Source organism: Saccharopolyspora rosea (genome assembly GCF_025643595.1).
In the GTDB taxonomy this organism is placed as follows: Bacteria; Actinomycetota; Actinomycetes; order Mycobacteriales; family Pseudonocardiaceae; genus Saccharopolyspora; species Saccharopolyspora rosea.
In genome coordinates this window covers 1,344,599-1,364,520 of the sequence record NZ_CP102826.1, presented here as the reverse complement: position 1 = coordinate 1,364,520, position 19,922 = coordinate 1,344,599, and the positions used below count along the sequence as shown (strand labels likewise).

Genomic DNA, 19,922 nt, shown 5'->3' with positions numbered 1-19,922 from the left:
CCGCTTGCCACGCGGGTTCCGGGAGCAGGGTTCAAAGACGGGCACTCAGCGGGCGGCCGGTTCGATCACGCGGACGCCGTGCAGCCGGCGGACGAAATCGGCCCCGAAGGCGGTGGACGGGGTGTGGGCGCCCGGCGCGGTGCGCCCGGTGCCGAGCTCGTGCACCGCGCGGTGCACGGAGTCGGCGGTGAGGTCGTAGGTGTCCGGGCAGACCAGCGCCGCCGAGACCCGCTGGCCCGAGCCGTCGCGCGCCTCCGCGTAGACCTCGCCCCAGCCGCGCGCCCGCGCGTCCCCGCCCGGACCGCGCACCGCCACGCCGATCGCCCACTTGCCCAACCGCTGCACCGGCGCGGCGCCGAGCACCTTCCGGACCGGCCCCGACAGCCGCGGGTCGAGCCTGTCCAGACCCGGAAGGTGCGCGAACGTCGTGATGTTGGGGATACCGGTGCTGCGGTAGGCGCTGGCGACGTCGCCCCACGGCAGGGAGGTGGCGCGGCGCGGACCGGACGGGAAGGGGACCTCCCGGCGCCGCCACCCCAGCGGGACCGGACGGATCTCGCCGTCGATGCGCGCCCGGCCGCCCAGCGCCGCGCCCTCCAGGGCGCTGCGCAGCGTGCCGCGGCTGATCCCGCCCCCGGCCTGGAAGGCCAGGTCGAGGTGGGTCGCCCCGGGCAGCCGCGCGGCGACCGCGGCGGCGAGGCAGTCGGTGGGCACCACGTCGAACCCACCGCCGGGCACCAGCGCGACCCCGGCTCTCCTGGCCTCCTCGTCGCGGGCGAAGACCGCCTCGAACACGTCGATCTCGCCGGTGATGTCCAGGTAGTGGGTGCCGGTGCGCAGGCAGCCGTCCACCATCGGAGCCGACGTGCCGGAGAACGGGCCCGCGCAGTGCGCCACCACGTCGACATCGGCCAACCCGGCGTCGACCGCCCGCGGATCGCGCAGGTCGAAGACGCGGTACGGCAGTCCGCGCGGCGTCGCGAACGCGGCCACCTTCTCGGTGTCCCGACCGGCGACGACCGGGCGCTCACCCCGGTCCAGGGCCAGTTCGGCGACGAGCCGTCCGGTGTATCCGGTGATGCCGTAGATCATCCAGGCCATCGCTGTCCTCCCAGCCGCGGCGAACCACTCCATCAACGACGACAGCAGCGCGCTGTCACGGGTTGCCCCCGTCACACGATCGCAGCGCCATTCGTCGCGAAAGCCGGTGGGGCGACGGTGGAGCCGGGAGGCGGGGAACCCGGGCGCTGTCGATCAGGTGAGGCGCAGACCACAGGACAGCCGGGAACACCGCGATGGGCGCACCCGTTGGACGAGGTGGTCGGTGCGCCCGTGTCCCCGGGCCTCACCTATCGCCTTCGCGGAATACCGTTCGGCTGGAGCCGCGTCGCGCCTCTCGCCGCGAGGCGACCGGCGCATCGACCTCGACATCGGTCCGGGCACCCCCGCCCTTCTCCTCGGGCGGGGGTGCCCGAGTCCGCGTCCACTGCGGACGCAGCGCGAATCCTCTGCTAGGGCACCAGGAACTCGCTGTTCCGCGCGTCGGTGATCGCCATGTGGCCGGGCGCGTGCCCGATCGCGAACGACGGCCTGGAGCGCATCACCGCGGCCTGCGGGGTGACGCCGCAGGCCCAGAACACCGGGACCTCGCCGGGCCGGATCTCCACCGCGTCGCCGAAGTCCGGCGCGTCGACGTCGGCGATGCCCAGCGCCTCCGGCGATCCGACGTGCACCGGCGCCCCGTGCACCGCCGGGTAGCGGGAGGTCACCCGCACCGCGGTGGACACCAGCTCGGCGGGCACCGGGCGCATCGAGACCACCAGCGGCCCGGACAACCGGCCCGCCGGGCGGCATTCCCGGTCGGTGCGGTACATCGGCACGTTGCACTCCGCCTCGACGTGGCGGACCGGCACGCCCGCCTCCAGCAGCGCGGCCTCGAAGGTGAAGCTGCACCCGACGAGGAACGCGACCAGGTCCGCGCGCCACAGGTCGGTGACGTCGCCGACCTCCTCGGCGAGTTCGCCGTCCCGGTAGACGCGGTAGGCGGGCAGATCGGTGCGCAGGTCACCGGCGAAGATCGACGCGCTGGTCTCCCCCGGCTCCGCCACGTCCAGCACCGGGCAGGAACGCGGGTTGCGCTGCGCGAACAGCAGGAAGTCGTAGGCGAGGTCGCGGGGCAGCGCGATCAGGTTCGCCTGCGTCCACCCGGCGCTGTAGCCCGCCGTCGGCACGCGCAGCCCGGCGCGGAACGCGGCACGGGCCTGCTCCGGGGTCATCTCCCGCGGACTGGTCATCGCGATGTCCTCCCTGGTTCGACGAGTCGGAAGCGCACCCGCTGGCCGGGCCGGGCCTGCGCGGCCCGGTCCACGTCGGCGGCGGTGACCACGGCGATCACCGGGTACCCACCGGTCACCGGGTGGTCGGCGAGGAACAGCGTCGGCCGCGCCGACGGCGGCACCTGCAACGCACCGGGGACCATGCCCTCGCTGGGCAGCTCCTCGGTGCGGGCGCGCGGCAGGGCGGGTCCGTCGAGCCGCATCCCGATCCGGTTGCTCTGCGCGGTGACTTCGTACGCCTCGCCGAGCAGCGTGGTCAGGGCGTCGGCGGTGAACCAGTCGTGGCGGGGGCCGGGCGCCACCCGCAGCACCAGCTCGTCCGCCGGCAGCGCGGCCACCGGCGCGGCGTCCACCTGCGGGAACCGCGCGGGCGCCGGTCCGACCGGCAGCACCGCGCCGGGCTCCAGCGGGTCCGGCCCGAGCCCGGCCAGCACGTCGGTGGCGCGCGAGCCCAGCACCGGTTCGACCGCGACGCCGCCGCGCACGGCCAGGTAGCTGCGCAGCCCCCGCGCGGGCGCACCCAGCCGCAGCTCGGCGCCCGCCGGCAGGCGCAGCACGGCGTTCGCAGCGGCACCCCGACCGGCCACGGTGACCGGGCACGGCGCCCCGGTCACGGCCACCACGAGGTCCGCCCCGGCGCGCACCGCCAGACCGCCGAGCGTGACCTCGACGGCGGCGGCGCCCTCGTCGTTGCCCACCAGCCGGTTGGCCAGCCGCAACGATCCCCGGTCGGCGGCCCCGGAGCGGCCCACGCCGATGTCCGCCAACCCGGGGCGGCCCAGGTCCTGCACGGTGGCCAGCGGCCCGGTGGCCAGCACTTCCAGGGCGCGGACGACCGACCTGGTGCCCGCGAACCGCTCGCTCATGACGCCTCCGAGAACCGCACCCGCACACCCGGCCGCAACAGCGCGGGCGGATCGCGGTCGACGGACCAGATCGCCAGCTCGGTGCGGCCGATCAACTGCCAGCCGCCCGGGGACTCGCGCGGGTAGATCCCGCTGAACGGCCCGGCCAGCCCGACGGCGCCCGGGGGCACCCGGGTCCGCGACTCGGCCCGGCGCGGCACCGCCAGTTCCGGCGGTCCCCCCGACAGGTACCCGAAACCCGGTGCGAACCCGCCGAAGGCGACCGTCCACTCGGCACCGGTGTGCCGCCGGACGACCTCCCGTTCGGTCAGCCCGGTCAGCCGCGCCACCTCGGCGAGGTCCGCGCCGTCGTAGACGACCGGCACCTCCAGCAGTTCGTCCCGGTCGCGGTGGGTGCCGCGCGGCCGGGCCGCGCGGACCGCGCGCTCGATCTCCGCGACGTCGGCGCGGCGCGGGTCGAGGTGCAGCAGCAGCGTCCGCGCGGCCGGGACCAGGTCCACGACGCCCTCCGGCGGCTCGTCGGCCAGCGCGGCGTACAGCGCCTGGACCGACCGCAGGTCGTCCAGCTCGACCAGCAGCCCCGAATCGGCGCAGCGCAGGAACCGCATCACCGGCTCCCCGCGAACGGCGCCAGCACCACGCCCTCGGCCACCAGGCGTTCGCGCACCGCCTCGGCGATGGCCACCGCGTCCGGGCTGTCGCCGTGCACGCAGATCGAGTCCGCCTGGACCTTGATCTCGGACCCGTCCACCGCCTCGATCGGCTCGCCCTGCGCCAACCGGACGCACCGCTCGGCGATCACCCGCGGGTCGTGCAGCACCGCGCCCGGCTCCCGGCGCGGGACCAGCGTGCCCTCCGGGGTGTAGGCGCGGTCGGCGAACGCCTCGCGGAACACCCGCAGCCCGGCCCGTTCCGCCCGGTCCAGCCATTCCGAACCGGGCAGCCCGAGCACCGCCAGCCCGGGGTCGTAGGCGCGCACCGCCGCCACCACGGCGGCCGCCTGCTCTGCGTGGTGCACGATCGCGTTGTAGAGCGCCCCGTGCGGCTTGACGTAGCGCAGTTCGGTGCCGACCACGCGGGCGAAGCCGGCCAGCGCGCCGATCTGGTAGATCACGTCGTCGGTCAGCTCGGCGGGCGGGACGTCGATGAACCGCCGCCCGAACCCGGCCAGGTCGCGGTAGCTGACCTGCGCGCCGACCGAGACGCCCCGCTCGGCGGCCTGCTCGCAGGCGCGCCGGATCACCGTCGCGTCCCCCGCGTGGTAACCGCACGCCACGTTCGCGCTGGTCACGATGCGCAGCAGGGCGGCGTCGTCGGTGAGTTCCCAGCGGCCGAAGCTCTCCGCGAGATCGGAGTTCAGGTCCATGTGCAGCCTCACTTCCACAGCGCAGCGATACCGGTCAGCGAACTGATGCCGAGGTACAACGTCAACAACCACGCCAGCAGGCCGACGACCAGCAGCCAGCGGGGGTAGCGGTATCCGCCGAGCAGGTCGCGGCGCCGCGCCGCGACCCACATCAGCACGCCGAAACCGACCGGCAGGATCAGCCCGTTCAGCGCCCCGGCCAGCACCAGCAGCGTCGTCGGCGCCTGGTCGAGCAGCAGGAACACCAGGGCGGACAGCGCGACGAACGCGACCACCAGCCAGTTGCGGCCGCGTTCCAGCCGCGGCGAGAAGCTCACCAGGAACGACACCGACGTGTAGGCCGCGCCGACGACCGAGGTGATGCTGGCCGCCCACAGGATCACCCCGAACAGCCGCAGCCCGAGTTCCCCGGCGGCGTGCCCGAAGGCGTCCGCGGTCGGGTTCGCGCCGGTCAGCGCCACACCGCCGGAGACCACGCCGAGCACCGCGAGGAACAGCAGCACCCGCATCAGGCCGGTGACCAGGATCGAGGTGACCGAGCTGCGGCTGACCGCGACGACCTGTTCGGGCCCGGTCACGCCCGCGTCGACCAGCCGGTGCGCTCCGGCGTAGGTGATGTAACCGCCCACGGTCCCGCCGATGAGCGTGATGACCGACAGCAGGTCGATCCGGTCGGGCAGCACGGTCTGCCGCAGCGCATCGCCGACCGGCGGACCGGAGGAGACCGCCACGAAGGCGGTCAGCGCGATCATCAGCACGCCGAGCACCACCACGATGCGGTCCATCGCCACCCCGGCCCGCTTGCTCAGGAAGATCGCGATGGCCACGAGCGCGGACACCGCCCCGCCGATCTTGACGTCCAGGCCGAACAACGCGTCCAGGCCCAGCGAGGTGCCCGCGACGTTGCCGACGTTGAACACCAGACCGCCGAAGACCACCAGCGCGGCCATCGCGTAGCCGAGCCCGGGGACCACCCGGTTGCCGAGATCCTGGGCCCGCATCCCGGAGACGCCGATGACCCGCCAGACGTTCAGCTGCACGGCCACGTCGACGAGGATCGACACCACGATCGCGAAGGCGAACGCCGCGCCGAGCTTCGCGGTGAACTGGGTCGTCTGGGTCATGAACCCGGGGCCGATGGCGCTGGTCGCCATCAGGAACACCGCGCCCAGCAGGGAACCGCGCCGGGCTGCCGAGGGGCGCGCCGGCCGCCGGGCCGTGGATTGGTCCGCCATGGCACTCCGATCAACGTGCGAACACCGCCCGCGGAAGGGGCGGTGCAGAACCTGGGGCCGCCGGACGACGGTTCCGGCCAAGATAGTGAATTGTTGAACGATTGGGCAATACCTCGTCGGGAACTGCCTCGTTACACTGCGAAGCGCAGATCAACGCCGCATAGGAGCCCGATGACCGCCGACCAGTGGGCCGAGCTGCTCGCCGCGGACCGGTCGCTGCTGGACCGCACCAGCACCGCCGAACGGGTCGCCGACGTGCTGAGGCAACGCATCATCGACGGTGCGCTCGCCCCCGGGACCCGCCTGTCCGAGGAGAACGCCGGGCGCGCTCTCGCGGTCTCCCGCAACACCCTCCGCGAGGCGTTCCGCCTGCTGGTGCACGAACGGCTGCTGGTGCACGAGTTCCACCGCGGCGTGTTCGTCCGGGTCCTCACCGCGGACGACGTCATCGACGTCTACCGCGTCCGGCGGCTCCTGGAGACCAGCGCGGTCCGCCGCGCCGGCCGCGCCGCACCGGGTCTGGTCGCCGCCGTCGACCAGGCCGTGACCGAGGGGGAACGCGCCGCCGAGGACGAGCGGTGGTGGGACGTCGGCACGGCGAACATGCGCTTCCACGAAGCGCTCGCCGCGTTGGCCGAAAGCCCGCGGGTGAACGAGACGATGCGCCAGCTGCTCGCCGAGCTCCGCCTGGCCTTCCACGTCATGTCCCGTCCCCGCGAGTTCCACGAGGCGTACCTCGGCCCCAACCGCGCCATCGCGGACCTGATCGCCGCGGGTGACGTGCGGGAGGCCGCCGACCGGCTGGACGACTACTTCGACGTGGCGGAGACCCAACTCGTCGAGGCGTACAAGTCCTACGGCCCGTAGTCCCCGGGATCAGGCGGGCACCAGGACGATCCACACCTGGCCCGGCGCGAACGGCAGCGGCTGCCCGGACGAGGTCGTGTAGGTGGTGCCGGCCTCCGGGGACGGGCGGGACCAGCGCGCCTGGTGCGCCAGCCCGTCGCGGAGCACGAGGGCCTCGCCGGATCCGACGGTGTCGGCGTACGGCGACACGTTGCCCGCCACGTCCTCCACGTACGAACCGGCGGACACCGGAACCCGTTGCAGCACCACGGTCGACGCGCCCAGCCGTTCGCCGTCGGACGTCGCGTACGGGCTGCCGTCCATGGACACCAGGTAGCGCTGCTGCGCCGCGTCCCAGTCGAACCCGACCCGCGCCGCCGAGTACCGCACCTCCGCAGCGGTGTCGGGCGCACCGCCGGCCGGTGGCTGCCCGAACACCAGCGGCGCCGCGGGGGACCACGGCGCCCCGGCCGGGAGCCGGGACGGGCGGACGAACAGGTTGTGCGGAGCCTGCTTCGGACCGCGGAAGAACGCCGCGGGCAGGGTGGCCTCCGACGCGTTGTTCACCGGCGCCCGCGCGATCGCCGGGAGCAGTTCGGGCGCGGCACCGGAGTAGGCCAGGGTGGGATGCCCGAACTCCGGCAGCAGGCGCAGATCCGTCTGCCGCGCGCTGCGGACCGGGCCGACCACCGGCGGCAGGTGCGCGGCGAAGACCGCGATGATCCGGGTGATCCCCGCCTCGACCGGTTCGACGAACACCACGTCGGCGGCGGCGATCCCGGTCGGCGGGCGGGCCGCCGGCGCGTTGTCCACCTTGACCGCGAGCACCGGCGGAGCCGGGGGCGGCGCGGGAGCGACGACCGGCCGCGGAACCGGGGCGTGCGGCACGGGGATGCTGCGGGTCGCGGTCCCCTGCAGGCCGAGACCCACCGCCAGCACGGCGACGAGGCCGACCAGGATGCCCAGCACGCGCGAACGCCACATGGCTCCTCCCACCCAGGAGCCTTCCCCCGAAGCTCCGCGCGGACAAGGGCCCGTTCGCACTCACCGGAACGCCCCGCCCGGCTACTCCCGGGCGGGCGCGTAGCACTCCCGCAACGCCGCGTACTCGGGCCCGGTCAGCTCGACGTCGAGGTCGCGCAGCACCTGCTCCAGCCGCTCCGGCGGCACCTCGGTGGTCTCCGCCTCCCCGGACGCGCGCTCCACGGTCAGCCGGTCGCCGACGAGGTGGCGCACCACGCCGTGGTCCAAGCGCATCACGACCAACTGGCCGGTGAACGGCGACCGCGGGTGCGTGGCGACGTAGTGGTGCGCGACCTCGTAGTCGATCGGGCGCTGCGGCAGCTCGTCGGTGGCGTGCAGCGGTTCCCAGCCGCCGTCCACCCGCTTCTCGAACGTCCACAGCGCACCGTCGCGGACCAGCCGGTGCGGCCAGCCCGCCTGGTCGACCACGACGCCGTCGCGCAACGGCGTCGGCGACAGCACACCCGCGCCGAACCCGACATCGGCCAGGAAGTCCTGCCCGTCGACGCGGACCCGCAGCAGCATGTGCGTCCGGGGGCCGCTGCGGTGCGGCTGCACGCGGGCCATCCGCCGCTCGACCTCGAAACCCAGGCGCTCCAGCACGGCCGCGAACAGCAGCGCGTGCTCGAAGCAGTAGCCGCCGCGCCGCCGCGTCACCAGCTTGTCCGCCACCACCGGCAGGTCGATGCCCGGGTGCTGCCGCAGCACCACGTCGACGTTGTCGAACGGGATCCGCCGGACGTGCGCCTGGTGCAGGGACCGCAGCGCCGCCGCCGACGGGGCCGCGTGCGGATGGCCGATGCGGTCCAGGTAGGCGTCGACGTCCACCGCGTCGATCCGCCAGTCGTCCTCGATCATGTCCCCATCTTCGCCCCGACGACCGACCGGACCCGACCCGCCTGGCGCGGCCCATCCGCCAGGTGTACGAAGTGGTCGATGTCGAACGGTGACCCGGCCACGAGGAGTCCGAGGTGAACCACGCGACCACCGATCCCACCTTCTACCGAACGCCCGCCGACGCCGCCGCCGCGCCCGCCGAACGCCTGGCCTACGTGGTGGCCTTCGACCGCGCGGCCGAGCGGCCCGACGCGCTGACCGTCGTGGACGTGGACCCGCGCTCGCAGAGCTACGGGCGGGTCGTCGGCTGGACCGAAGTGCCCCACCTGGGCGACGAGCTGCACCACTTCGGCTGGAACGCGTGCAGCAGCGCCCTCAAGCACGAGGGCCACGACATGCACGACCTGGCCCGCCGGTACCTGCTGGTGCCCGGCCTGCGCTCGTCCCGCCTCTACGTGTTCGACACCCGCCCCGACCCGAAGCAGCCCCGCCTCGTCAAGACCGTCGACGCCGCGGAACTGGCGACCGGGGCCGGGTACTCGCGGCCGCACACGCTGCACTGCGGTCCGGACGGCGTGTTCCTGACCTGCCTGGGCGGCGCGAACGGATCGGACGGTCCGGGCGGCATCGCGCTGCTCGACCACGGCACCTTCGACGTCCTGCGCGGTTGGGAGACCGACCGGGGACCGCAGCACCTCGCCTACGACGCCTGGTGGCACCTCAACCAGAACACCCTGGTCAGCAGCGAGTGGGGAACGCCGTCGATGATCGAGGACGGCCTGCTCCCGGACCTGCTGCTCGGACACCGCTACGGCCACGCCCTGCACTTCTGGGACCTCACCACCGGCGAGCACCGGCAGCGCGTCGACCTCGGCGAGCAGCACCAGATGGTGCTGGAGCTGCGGCCCTCCCACGATCCCGAGGCGACCTGGGGATTCGCCGGAGTCGTGGTGTCCACCGAGGACCTGTCCGCCTCGGTGTGGCGGTGGTACCGCGACGGCGCGTCGTGGGCGGCCGAGAAGGTGATCACGATCCCGGCGGAACCCGCCGACCCGGACGCGCTGCCGCCCGCGCTCAGGCCGTTCGGCGCGGTGCCGCCGCTGGTCACCGACATCGACCTGTCCGTCGACGACCGGTTCCTGTACGTGTCGTGCTGGGGCACCGGTGAGCTCAAGCAGTACGACGTCACCGACCCGAGCACGCCGCGCGAGACCGGCTCGGTGCGGCTCGGCGGCATCGTGCGCCGCACCCCGCACCCGTCGGCGCCGGACGTGCCGCTGTCCGGTGGCCCGCAGATGGTGGAGATCAGCCGCGACGGCCGCCGGGTCTACCTCACGAACTCGCTGTACGGCGCGTGGGACGACCAGTTCTACCCCGACGGCGTGGGCGCCTGGATGGCCAAGCTGAACACCGGACCGGCCGGCGGGATGGCGGTGGACACCGAGTTCTTCCCGCACGGCGCGGAGTTCCGCGGTCGCCGCGTGCACCAGGTGCGGTTGGAGGGCGGGGACGCCTCGTCCGACTCCTACTGCTACCGCTGAGCGAGGCGGTCCCGCACCAGTCCCAGCACCGACGCCACGAGCAGCACGGCGGCGATCCCGGCGACCGCCAGACCCATGTGGTGCAGCCCCGCGTCGTCGGCGCGGGCGCCGAGGACGAGGGTCAGCACCGCCGCAGCGAGGTTCGCACCGACGTACTGCGAAGTCCGGTACAGACCGGAGGCGGCGCCCATGCGTTCCGCGGGCGCCGCCGCGTACATCGCGCCCTGGTTGCCCATGTTGTTGAAGCCGTTCGGCAGGCCGAGCATCGCGGCGACGCCCAGCAGCACCAGCACCGGCGACGTGGAGTGCGGCAGGGTGAGCAGCAGACCGCCCGCGCACAGCGCCAGGGTTCCGACGACGAGCGCGGCGCGGAAGCCGTGGCGGCGTTGCAGCCGGGTCGCGATCAGGGTCGACAGCGCACCGATCGCGGCCACCGGCAGCACGACGAGTCCCGCGCTGGTCGGGTCGAGGTGGCGGGCCTCCTCCAACCACTGCGGCAGGCCGTAGAACACGCAGTAGAACGCCGTGTAGGTGACGATCGTGCGCACGTAGGTGAACGACAGGGCGCGCTTGCCGAGCAGGCGCATGTCGAGGAACGGGGTCCGGGCGCGCAGCCCCCACCACGCGGTCAGCGCGACGGCCGGGACGGCGACCGCGAGCCACCACCACGTCGGCTGCTCGGCGAGGGAGAGCAGCCAGAACATGACGGCGGTGATCGCCACGGCGAAGAACAGCATCCCGACCGGGTCGATCTCGGCCAGGGCCCGCAGCCTGCCGCCGCCGCGCGACGGCGGGTCCGCCGGTCCCCACCGCAGGATCACCGCGGCACCGACGACCGCGAGCGGGACGTTGACCCAGAACACCCCCGGCCAGTCCAGCCCGCCGACCAGCAGCCCGCCCAGCGTCGGCCCGAGCGCGGCCGTGACCTGGGAGCACACCGCCAGCGCGGCGAGCGCGTTGTTGGGCCGGGCGTCCTGCTCGTCGGCTGCGCGGCGCACCATCGCCACGCCGCACGGGTACTGCGCGGCCGTGCCGATGCCGATCAGGATCCGGTACACCACGAGCGTGCCGACGTCCGGGGCGAAGGGCGCGGCGGCCGACGCCAGCGCGACCAGCGCCAGCCCGCCGAGGCTGGTGCGGCGCGGACCGAGCACGTCGGCGATCCGGCCCATCGCGGGCGCGGCCACGGCGGTCGCCAGGTACAGCGCGGAGACCAGCCAGGACACCGCGGCCCCGGCGTGGAAGTCGGCCCGGATGCCGACCAGCGCGACCGCGATCATCGAGGAGTTCAGCGGTTGCAGGATCGTGCCGAACGCGATCGGGGTGATGAAGCGCCCGGACAGCTCCGTGCTCCCGGTCACTTCTTCAGCATTGCTGTCTTTCCTGGAGTGCGTTGTTCGAGACATGGTTGATCCGGCAGCTCCTCCCCCGTGACCCGTCACGACCCGGCCAGCCGGTCCATCAGGCGGACCGCGAGCAGCAGCAGGTCGCGCTCGACGCCGGTGAGCTCGGTGGCCATCGCCTCGGCGAGCCACGCCTCGCGCTTGCGGCGCTCGCGCAGCACCCGGGTCCGGCCTGCTTCGGTGATCCGCAGGATCACCGCTCGGCGGTCGGTGGGGTCCTGATCGCGCTCCACCAACCCGGCGTCGATGAGGTACTGCACCAGGCGGGCCATCGACTGCGGGGTGACGCGTTCGGCGACGGCCAGCGCGCTGGTCGTCGCGGGACCGTCCCGCTCCAGCCGGCCGAGCACGGCGAGCCGACCCAGCGTGAGGTCCCCGGGATCGCGTTCGGCGTGCAGCCGGCGCGCCAGGCGCATGACGCCCAGCCGCACTTCGGCGGCGGCCTCCCGGTCCGCCTCGGTCCCCAGCAGCTCGTCCCCAGGCATAATATTCAGCATAGCTGAATGATTCTCGGGCGTGCCGAGCCACCAGGAGCAATCGGTGCGGCTTATCCGGGGAACAGCGCTCCGACTCCCGCGTAGCTGTTGGTGCTCGCCGCGAGCGCGTCGTCCACCGGCTCCTCGGGGCGCCACTGCGGCAGCAGCACGAGTCCGGGGTCGACGAGCTGGTACCCGGTCAGCAGCGCGGCGATCTCCTCCCTGCTGCGCAGCGTCCCCGGCGTGCTGGTCCGGCTGTAGATGGCGTGGCCGTGCGCCAGCTGCTCGTCGGTGAAGGTCACCCGGGACAGGTGCGACACCGCCAGGTGGCTGCCGGGCACGCAGGCGTCGCGGTAGCCGGCCACCACTCCCGCCGGGTCGTCGGAGTCGGCCACGAAGTGCAGGATCGCCACGGCCAGCACCCCGACCGGGCGGGTGAAGTCCAGCAGGCCCGCCACCCCCGGCGCGGCCAGCACCTGTTGCGGGTCGCGGATGTCGGCCTGCGTGACGGTGACGCGCGGATCGTCGCCGAGCAGGTAGCGGGCGTGGGCGACGGCGACCGGCTCGAAGTCCACGTACGCCACGCGCGCCCGCGGGTTCAGCTCGTGCGCCACCTCGTGCACGTTCCCGACGGTGGGAATGCCCGAGCCGAGGTCGAGGAACTGGTCGATGCCCTGCCCGGCCAGGTACCGCACGGCCCGGCGGAGGAAGGACCGGTTCGCCCGCGCCCATTCCCGCGTGCTCGGGATGACGGCGAGCTGCCGCTCGGCGGCTTCCTGGTCGACGGACAGGTGCGCCTTGCCGCCGAGGTAGTAGTCGTACATCCGCGCCGCGTTCGGCGACTCCAGATCCACGTCGCCTCGAATGTCCACCATTCGCGCCGAGTACCGGTCATGAATCATGAAGGGATTCTGGCGCCTACCGAGCACCGGCGTCACGACTTCCGACGACGACGGTGCAGTCCGCCTCCTCGGACCGGACCACCTCCGGCTCCAACCCGGCGTCCGCGAACACCTCGGCGAGCCCGGCGGCCTGCCGTTCGCCGGTCTCCACCAGCAACCGCCCGCCCGGAGCCAGCCACCCGGGCGCTCCGGCGGCCACCCGGCGCTGCACCCGCAGGCCGTCCGCCCCGCCGTCCAACGCGATCCGCCGCTCGTGGTCGCGGGCCTCCCTCGGCATCGACCCGATCGCCCCGCTGGGCACGTACGGCGCATTGGCCACGAGCACGTCGACCCGCCCGCGCAGCTCCGCGGGCAGCGGCTCGTACAGGTCGCCCTCGTGCACCCGGCCGTCGACGTTGCGCCGGGCGCACCGCACGGCGGCCGGGTCGACGTCGACCGCGTGCAGTTCCGCCCGCCCGAGAGCCGAGTGGACCGCCGCGCCTACGGCCCCCGAACCGCAGCACAGGTCCACGACGACGCGCGCGTCCGGCCCGGCCGCGGCCACCGCGGTCCGGACCAGGAACTCGGTGCGCCGCCGCGGCACGAAGACCCCGGGTTCCACGACGACCCGCGCACCGCAGAACTCGACCCATCCGAGCACGTGCTCCAAGGGCGTCCCGGCGACCCGCCGGTCCACCATGGCGCGCAGTTCGCCGGGATCGCGGGCCGCGGACACCAGCAACCGCGCCTCCTCCTCGGCGAACACGCACCCGGCACCGCGCAGCTCGCGCACCACGGACTCCGAATCCACCACGCCTCAACCGAGTACCAGAAACCGCGGACGGGCGGCGCCGCGCTCCGCTGGTTCGGAGGCGTCGGCGAGGTGGGCGGCATCCCGCCCACCAGCACCGCCAGCGGCCGACCGAAGCCGATCGTCCGAACCGCCTCCGGCTGCGCGTGGATCTGCCGCTGTGCTGCCGCGGCCACGAGGCCCCCGCACCGGTCGACGACGGCCTTCCCCCGCTCCGCGCGGAAAAACTTGCAGTCCGAAGTGGACCGATCAGCCGTCCGACGGCGCGGCGCGTGCATGCGATGGGCTGGCATGTACCCGGCACGGGTCACGTCGGGTGGTCGGGACGCGGTTCCGAGGTCATCGTGGAACCGCAGCGACAACCCCAGGGCCGTGACGATGACGCCCGGATTCTCGCCGGAGGGACACGTGGAGGCGTTGCCGTGGTTCGACCACCCCGAAGGACTGCCCGCAATGCTCGCCGAGTACGGCAGGGTGGCCGCGCGGATCCGTGACGCGGACCCGGACCAGGCCCACGTGCTGCACCGCCGACTGGCCGACCTGGACGCGGCCATCGACCGCATGATCCTCCAGCTCGGCGCCCGCTGACCCGTTATCCGGCGGCCCGCCGCGTCGACGTGGCTCCCCGAGCGAGATCGCGCCGCTCGATGTCGGCGACGAATCCGAGCATGCTGGACTGCCCTCGCAAACCGGCCGCCAGTTCCCTGCGCGCAGCGTCGCGGTCGTCAGCGAGGGCATCCTCGGCCAGCCGTTCCAGCACCGAGGCCAACCGGCCGTACAGCGCAGCCCGCTCGGCGCGATCCGAGGTCCTCGCGCAACGCCACAGCAGGTCGCGGACCATCTCCGAGTCGGCGCGGTGGCGCGCAGATGTCTGTGTCACGCCCCTGGATTTACCGCACCCGCGCGCACCCGGCAGGACAGATCAACACCCGTGATCGACTTCTCCGTTCGCGTCGGCCCCGCATCCGCGGCTCCGCCGCAGCACAGCAAGGCCCTGCCACCCACTTCAGCGGTTTTCGCAGCCGCCGGAGGACCGGCCTCCCGCGCCTCGCCGCGCCCGAATCCCGGAGAACGAACAAACCTCACTCGCACCGAGCATATCCGGACAGCGCCGTTTCCGACCGCCGATCGCGCAAGCACCCCACGACCGCGATTCGGCTGGAATTTCCCCAGGACCGCCGAAGCGCTGATCGCACCCGGGAGGCGTCGGGCGGCTAGGGAGTGTTTCGGAAGTGCTGTGCGTGGCGGTGCCGGTGGCGGAACCTCAGCGTCCCGCCCGTCACCCGACCACCGCCCCCCAAGGAGGCGCTGCGCGCCGCAGTCACATCGGCTCCGGGAGCCCCTCCTGATGTATGCCCAATACACGGCGTCGGGGCTGTCCTCGCGAGACGACCGCTGAGAACCCGCAGCGGTGCGGGTCGCGAGACCGCTCACCGAAAGAGAAAGCGGCTGACGCCGCTTGTGAAACAGGTAATACACCTAGCGCTCGGGCAGCGGTGCGAGCTCGACCTCGACGCGGTTGCCGCCGGCTCGTTTCGCGCGGTAGAGGGCGTGGTCGGCGGCGGTGAAGAGGGAATCGAGGTGGGGCGGTCCGGTCGCGACGCCGATGCTGACCGTGATCGGTCGCGCGGTGTCACCGACCACCAGCCGCCAGTCGTGGTCGTGGACGGCGCGGCGGATCCGCTCGGCCGCGGTCGGACCCGCGGAGCAGGAGGCGTCGTCGCCGTGCTCGACGAGCAGCACCACGAACTCGTCGCCGGCCCAGCGGGACACGACGTCGTCGGTCCGGCTCTCGCGGAGCAGCAGCCGGGCCACCTCCAGCAGGGCTCGATCCCCGGCGGGGTGGCCCGCGTGATCGTTGATGTCCTTGAAGTGGTCGATGTCGACCAGCGCGAGCCAGGGCTTCCGCTCGTTCACGACGGCCTGCTGCAACAGCGCCGCCGCCTGGCGCCCCAGGCCGCGCCGGTTGAGCAGGGCGGTCAGCGCGTCCCGGTCCGCTGCCTGCCGAGCGGCCGCTTCCTGCTCCTGGGCGTGCAGCGTGACGCGGCGCTGCTCCAGCGCCTGACCGAGCCCTTCCTGCAGCATCCGCATCTTCGTGCGGCTCGCGGAAACCGCTCGGCGCAGGGCATTCGCCTCGCAGACCGGGTCACCCAGTTCGCGGCAGATCGCCGCCAGGATCTCCGCGAACCAGATCAACAGCCTCGCGTCCCGGATGCTGTCCGCCGCGTCGACGGCTCGGGCGGCGAAGGTCCGGGCGTCGCACAGGCGGCCCTGGTGCCAGCGGACCTCGGCCATCGCCACGTTCCCGAGGGACAGGGTGTACCGGTCGTCCGCCTCCTGGCTGGCGGTCAGGCCCCGGGTCGCGAGGGGCTCGGCTTCCGCGACGCGGCCGAGGCCGACCAACGCCCGGGCGCTGCCGGCCAGCGCCCGGCGCCGCGTCTGTCCGGGGGTGGCGAGGGACAGCACCTCCTCGTACAGCTCCAGAGGTGCGACGAGACGAGCGCGAACCGAGTCGGCCGGCCCCCGCAGCGCCCACATCAAGCGGCTGCCGGCCTCCCGCGACAGGCAGTGCGCCAAGGTGTCGGCGTCACCGGCCCGGCGAGCCAACTCGACCGACTCCATGAGGATTCCCAAGCTGGCGCGGTGACCCCCCACCGTGTCCAGCAGGTAGCCGAGCATCCCGATGGCTTGCGCCGCGGTCACCCCGCGGGCCTGGTCCACGTCCAGGCTGGCCCACCCCTCGGCGGCCAGTTCCAGGGCGAGCGGAATCCGGCCCAACTGCCACGCCAGCACGGCCCGGTGCGCCAGGACGACCGCCGGATCCCAGCGGGCGTCCACGACGCGCGCCTCGGCGGCGATCCGGTCGAACACCACCCCGGCGTCGGCGGCCCGACCCGAGTCCAGCAGGAACCGAACATCCCGATCCGCATCGGGAACCTGCCCGGCCAGCAATGGATCATCCTGCCGCACTGCATCCTCGCGGTCGTTCCGCCCCTGGCAACCAGTCACCCCCCGCCGGCACCGGCAGTCCAGACCACCGTACTGCGCACCGGCGCTCGCCCGCCCGGCGCGACGAGGTCCGCCTGCCACGCGAAAGCACTGGTCAGCGGGGCCGTTTCCGGCGCGCGATCAGGCCCCGGCGCGGCCCAGGTCAGAACGGCTCAGGTCAGGGCGAGGAGGCTGACGGCGACGGCGGCGGTGCCCAGGCCGACGAGCTGGCCTCGGTGGATGCGCTCGGCGAGCACGCCGCGGGCGAGCAGGACCGTGCCGGCCGGGTAGAGGGCCACGATCACGGCGACGACGGCGAGGTCCCCGCTGCGGGAGGCGAGCAGGAACAGCAGGTTCGCCATCGAGTCGAGCGCGCCCGCGGCCGCCGACGTCGCGTACGCGGGCCGCTCGGGGCCCAGCTTGCGGTGCATCAGCCCCGCGGCGCCCAGGGTGACGGTCGAGGAGACCGCCCGGCCCACGATGAGCGGAGCGACCCCGCTGTCGGCGGGCGCCTGGTGCAGGAAGACCAGTTGGAGGGCGATGGCGGCGCCCGCACCGAAGGCCAGCAGCAGTGCGGTGCGCGAGGGGCGCACCGAGCCCGCGCCGTTCCCGGCGCTGACCAGCACCACCGCCACCAGCGCGAGCGGCAGACCCACCAGCCCGGCGATGGCCAGGTGCTCCCCCTGCAGCAACCCCACGCCGACGGGCAGCGCGGCCGACACCAGCGCGGTCACGGGCGAGAGCACGTTCATCGGGCCGATCGCCAGGGTGCGGTAGAGCAGGGCGAACGCGGCGGCCGAGGCGACCCCCGATGCGGCACCCCAACCGAGGGCCGCGGCGCTGAACGAAGCGCCGAGCAACGGCCACAGCAGCAGTTCGACGGCGAGGCTGGCCGGCGCCGCGATCATCACGGTGCGCAGTACATGAGCCTTGCGGGCGCCGAGTCCGCCGAGGAAGTCGGCGCACCCGTACGCGAGCGAGCTGCCGAGGGCCAGCAGCAGAGCGATCACAGCACATCCCTTACGATTCCATCAGAACGACCGAAACGTACGTCAGACCGACCGATCTGGTCAACCGAACGACCGAACGGTGCATTGGAATGGCCGGCTACGAGGATGGTGATCAGATGCCGGAGACGGCCGCGGCCCTGCGGACGGTCGCGCACAACGTCCGGGCCGCCCGCGTCCGCTCAGGTCTGTCGCTGGACGAGCTCAGCCGGCGCGCCCAGGTCAGCAAGGGCGCCCTGGTCGCGTTGGAGAAAGCCCAGGGCAACCCGAACCTGGCCACCCTGGTCCGGCTGGCCGACACCCTCGGCGTCTCGGTGTCGGCCCTGATGCAGGGACCGCCCGAGGGCCGCGTCCGCGTCGTGGCCGCCGGGGACGTCGCACCGCTGTGGGCCGGAGAGCGGGGCGGCGAGGCCCGCCTGATGCTGACGACGTCGGGCCCGGCCCCGGTCGAGGTCTGGCGCTGGCGGCTGGAACCGGGCGAGGAATACCCCAGCCACCCCCACCAGGCCGGCGTGGTGGAAACCGTCAGCGTCACCGCCGGCCGGATGGTCCTGGTCGTCGACGGCACCGAGCACACCGTCGAAGCCGGGCAGACCGCCACGTTCGACGGCGACGCCCCGCACGCCTACCGCGGCTCGGGAACCGGGACCTGCGACCTGATCATGACGGTCCACCTACCGCCCAACCCGGCTCCCGCGACCTGACCGCGCTGGGTCACGGCGAACCCGCTCCGAAGGGGAACCGGTCAGCCGTGCTGGATCGGCGGGCAGGTGGTGTCGCTGACCGAGTTGATCTCGGCGTTGCTGCGGGAATCGGCCGAGTAGTCGTACTGATCGGTGCACTTCATGTTCGGATCCCGCGGCCCCGGCGGCAGCGGCACCTGCCCCGGCTGAGCATCCGTCTGCGCCGCGGGCGCGGCTGCGGTGCGCCCGACGGCCGCGTTGTCCGAGGTGTCCGACGGCAACGAACACCCGGTCGCGAAAGCACCGGTCAGGGCGACGCCCGCCGACAGCAGAGCTGCTACGCCGAAGTTTCGAAGTGGTTGCGGGAACATCCGGTCTCTCCTGTTCTCGATCACGTCTCGGCCTTCGCCTCAACTGATCACAAGACGTGGCACCCCACCCCGCGTTGTCATCCACTTCCGGCGGTTGCCCGAACGAACAGAACGCGTTGCCCTTGCGAACATCGGCGCACCGCTGGGATCGCCGTCGGCCGCGCTGAGCACGCGCCTCGGTCGACGACCACTCGGGAGGTTGAGGGCGATCCGGCGCGACGCCGGTCCCGCCGCGATTTTCCGGCCCGCCCGAGTCCGTGCCGTTGCCGCGCCCGTTCCCGCTGTTCGCATGGATCCGCTCGAAGATGTCGGCGGGGAGCCGCCGCCTGGCCCAGATCCCGACCTGCTGCCAGGACAGGCCGGCTCAGTTTGGCCGGCTGGTGGCCATCTTGGCGGCCAAGAAGCCCAGCAGGGTGCCGGATGCGAAACGCTGCGCCCGGAGCACCCGGGGGTGGCGAGCCAGGTACCCGGCGAGCGCAGCGGCGGCGAGAACGACGAGGCCGTTGATGGTCACGCCGACCACGATCTGTGCGGTACGCCAAGGCCACCAATGCGGCGTTGGCAACCTACGACCCAGCCCTCACGCCAGAACAGCAGGCTGCCAAAGCAGCCGAACACGACACGTACCGCACCAAAGCCGCCTGGGCCGAGGAACAAGCGGGCAAGTCCCGGACCTTGGCGGACCGACTCGGCCGGCGCATCGGCGTCGGAGCCGAAGAAGCCGGGTTCCTCGGGAAATCGGTCAAAGGCGTGCCCCTGATCGGTACTGCCATCGCCGCCGGAGTCCAGGCCAATGCGGTCATCCACGATGGCAAACCGATCGGGAAAGCGGCGGCGAACCTGGCTGGCGGGACCCTCGGCGGCATCGCGGGTGCTGCTGCGGTCGTCTGCGTGGTCGACGGCACCAGTACCGGCGGTCGTCATCCTCGTCGCTCTCGTGTTGCACAGCGGTTTCCACGCGCTGACCTACTGGCCGATCTGGATTTTGCTCGCCGCGTACTTCGCCTTCCTCGTCTACGCTTCTCTCCTGCCACACGATCGCGCCGAACTCCCAGAGGGTGCACTCCACCCGAGAACCCCTTGCGGATACATCGGTACGGGATCAGCGAGCAGCATATCCGGCTGCGATCGTCGGAGCTGTAGTGATTCGTCCTTCCCGCCCTGAGCTGAACGGGTGATACTTCGCCGCGCACAAAGAGGCACGGGGCCGCCCGGCTAGGGTGCCAGGCGCCGTGATGTCGAGCGCGACTTC

The 19,922-nt window shown here is 73.2% G+C and carries 22 protein-coding genes; 4 read left to right on the top strand and 18 right to left on the bottom strand.

The features are described from left to right. Positions 1–45 precede the first annotated feature (45 nt). From NV263_RS06760 to NV263_RS06735, 6 genes are all read right to left on the bottom strand, one after another. Positions 46–1,101 (bottom strand): saccharopine dehydrogenase family protein, encoded by a 1,056-nt coding sequence (locus NV263_RS06760; RefSeq protein WP_263251699.1) that lies wholly within the window; start codon positions 1,099–1,101, stop codon positions 46–48. 410 nt (positions 1,102–1,511) lie between these two features. Further along, positions 1,512–2,276, bottom strand: coding sequence for a putative hydro-lyase (locus NV263_RS06755; protein WP_263254089.1), 765 nt, complete (start codon positions 2,274–2,276; stop codon positions 1,512–1,514). Between the two features lie 14 nt (positions 2,277–2,290). After that, positions 2,291–3,202 (bottom strand): 5-oxoprolinase subunit C family protein, encoded by a 912-nt coding sequence (locus tag NV263_RS06750; protein ID WP_263251698.1) that lies wholly within the window; start codon positions 3,200–3,202, stop codon positions 2,291–2,293. Then, entirely contained in the window at positions 3,199–3,810 is a 612-nt protein-coding gene (locus tag NV263_RS06745; protein WP_263251697.1) for a 5-oxoprolinase subunit B family protein, read from the bottom strand. Before NV263_RS06745 ends, NV263_RS06750 begins: the two co-directional genes overlap by 4 nt. Then, positions 3,810–4,568 (bottom strand): LamB/YcsF family protein, encoded by a 759-nt coding sequence (locus NV263_RS06740; RefSeq protein WP_263254087.1) that lies wholly within the window; start codon positions 4,566–4,568, stop codon positions 3,810–3,812. The genes NV263_RS06745 and NV263_RS06740 overlap by 1 nt, the downstream gene beginning before the upstream one ends. 8 nt (positions 4,569–4,576) lie before the next feature. After that, positions 4,577–5,803, bottom strand: a complete 1,227-nt coding sequence (locus NV263_RS06735; RefSeq protein ID WP_263251696.1) for an NRAMP family divalent metal transporter — start codon at positions 5,801–5,803, stop codon at positions 4,577–4,579. A gap of 171 nt (positions 5,804–5,974) precedes the next feature. Here NV263_RS06735 and NV263_RS06730 point away from each other — a divergent pair, with 171 nt between their 5' ends. After that, the gene (locus NV263_RS06730) at positions 5,975–6,670 is read left to right on the top strand and encodes a GntR family transcriptional regulator (RefSeq protein ID WP_263251695.1); all 696 of its coding nucleotides are present in this window, start codon (positions 5,975–5,977) and stop codon (positions 6,668–6,670) included. A gap of 9 nt (positions 6,671–6,679) precedes the next feature. On the opposite strand, the gene NV263_RS06725 is transcribed toward NV263_RS06730, so the two are convergent. Both NV263_RS06725 and NV263_RS06720 read right to left on the bottom strand, forming a co-directional pair. Beyond that, positions 6,680–7,633: a DUF3048 domain-containing protein gene (locus NV263_RS06725; protein WP_263251694.1), complete on the bottom strand. Its 954-nt coding sequence runs from the start codon at positions 7,631–7,633 to the stop codon at positions 6,680–6,682. Positions 7,634–7,714: 81 nt separating this feature from the next. After that, complete coding sequence (locus tag NV263_RS06720) at positions 7,715–8,530, bottom strand: arylamine N-acetyltransferase family protein (protein ID WP_263251693.1); 816 nt, start codon at positions 8,528–8,530, stop codon at positions 7,715–7,717. A 113-nt stretch (positions 8,531–8,643) separates the two neighbouring features. Here NV263_RS06720 and NV263_RS06715 point away from each other — a divergent pair, with 113 nt between their 5' ends. Then, positions 8,644–10,050: a selenium-binding family protein gene (locus NV263_RS06715; protein WP_263251692.1), complete on the top strand. Its 1,407-nt coding sequence runs from the start codon at positions 8,644–8,646 to the stop codon at positions 10,048–10,050. On the opposite strand, the gene NV263_RS06710 is transcribed toward NV263_RS06715, so the two are convergent. From NV263_RS06710 to NV263_RS06695, 4 genes are all read right to left on the bottom strand, one after another. Next, positions 10,041–11,411, bottom strand: a complete 1,371-nt coding sequence (locus NV263_RS06710) for an MFS transporter (RefSeq protein WP_263251691.1) — start codon at positions 11,409–11,411, stop codon at positions 10,041–10,043. The two genes, NV263_RS06715 and NV263_RS06710, sit on opposite strands and share 10 nt — an antisense overlap. Positions 11,412–11,488: 77 nt before the next feature. Continuing rightward, entirely contained in the window at positions 11,489–11,938 is a 450-nt protein-coding gene (locus tag NV263_RS06705; RefSeq protein ID WP_263251690.1) for a MarR family winged helix-turn-helix transcriptional regulator, read from the bottom strand. 62 nt (positions 11,939–12,000) lie between these two features. Then, on the bottom strand, positions 12,001–12,804 hold the full coding sequence (locus NV263_RS06700; protein ID WP_263251689.1) for an SAM-dependent methyltransferase: 804 nt from the start codon (positions 12,802–12,804) through the stop codon (positions 12,001–12,003). 43 nt (positions 12,805–12,847) lie between these two features. Beyond that, positions 12,848–13,621, bottom strand: coding sequence for a putative protein N(5)-glutamine methyltransferase (locus NV263_RS06695; RefSeq protein ID WP_263251688.1), 774 nt, complete (start codon positions 13,619–13,621; stop codon positions 12,848–12,850). 378 nt (positions 13,622–13,999) lie between these two features. On the opposite strand from NV263_RS06695, the gene NV263_RS06690 reads away from it, so the two are divergent. After that, positions 14,000–14,209, top strand: coding sequence for a hypothetical protein (locus NV263_RS06690; protein WP_263251687.1), 210 nt, complete (start codon positions 14,000–14,002; stop codon positions 14,207–14,209). A 4-nt stretch (positions 14,210–14,213) separates the two neighbouring features. On the opposite strand, the gene NV263_RS06685 is transcribed toward NV263_RS06690, so the two are convergent. The 3 genes from NV263_RS06685 to NV263_RS06675 all read right to left on the bottom strand — a co-directional run bounded on the left by NV263_RS06685 (position 14,214) and on the right by NV263_RS06675 (position 17,619). Further along, positions 14,214–14,501: a hypothetical protein gene (locus tag NV263_RS06685; RefSeq protein ID WP_263251686.1), complete on the bottom strand. Its 288-nt coding sequence runs from the start codon at positions 14,499–14,501 to the stop codon at positions 14,214–14,216. A 599-nt stretch (positions 14,502–15,100) separates the two neighbouring features. Further along, positions 15,101–16,591, bottom strand: coding sequence for a GGDEF domain-containing protein (locus tag NV263_RS06680; RefSeq protein WP_263251685.1), 1,491 nt, complete (start codon positions 16,589–16,591; stop codon positions 15,101–15,103). Between the two features lie 191 nt (positions 16,592–16,782). After that, a complete protein-coding gene (locus tag NV263_RS06675) occupies positions 16,783–17,619 on the bottom strand; it encodes an EamA family transporter (RefSeq protein WP_263251684.1) in 837 nt (278 codons plus the stop codon). Positions 17,620–17,735: 116 nt separating this feature from the next. Between NV263_RS06675 and NV263_RS06670 the strand changes: the two genes are divergently transcribed. After that, complete coding sequence (locus NV263_RS06670) at positions 17,736–18,320, top strand: helix-turn-helix domain-containing protein (RefSeq protein WP_263251683.1); 585 nt, start codon at positions 17,736–17,738, stop codon at positions 18,318–18,320. A 41-nt stretch (positions 18,321–18,361) separates the two neighbouring features. On the opposite strand, the gene NV263_RS06665 is transcribed toward NV263_RS06670, so the two are convergent. The 3 genes from NV263_RS06665 to NV263_RS06655 all read right to left on the bottom strand — a co-directional run bounded on the left by NV263_RS06665 (position 18,362) and on the right by NV263_RS06655 (position 19,594). After that, the gene (locus NV263_RS06665) at positions 18,362–18,670 is read right to left on the bottom strand and encodes a hypothetical protein (protein WP_263251682.1); all 309 of its coding nucleotides are present in this window, start codon (positions 18,668–18,670) and stop codon (positions 18,362–18,364) included. Positions 18,671–19,034: 364 nt separating this feature from the next. Continuing rightward, the gene (locus NV263_RS06660; protein ID WP_263251681.1) at positions 19,035–19,184 is read right to left on the bottom strand and encodes a hypothetical protein; all 150 of its coding nucleotides are present in this window, start codon (positions 19,182–19,184) and stop codon (positions 19,035–19,037) included. After that, positions 19,181–19,594, bottom strand: a complete 414-nt coding sequence (locus NV263_RS06655; RefSeq protein ID WP_263251680.1) for a hypothetical protein — start codon at positions 19,592–19,594, stop codon at positions 19,181–19,183. Before NV263_RS06655 ends, NV263_RS06660 begins: the two co-directional genes overlap by 4 nt. Positions 19,595–19,922 lie beyond the last annotated feature (328 nt).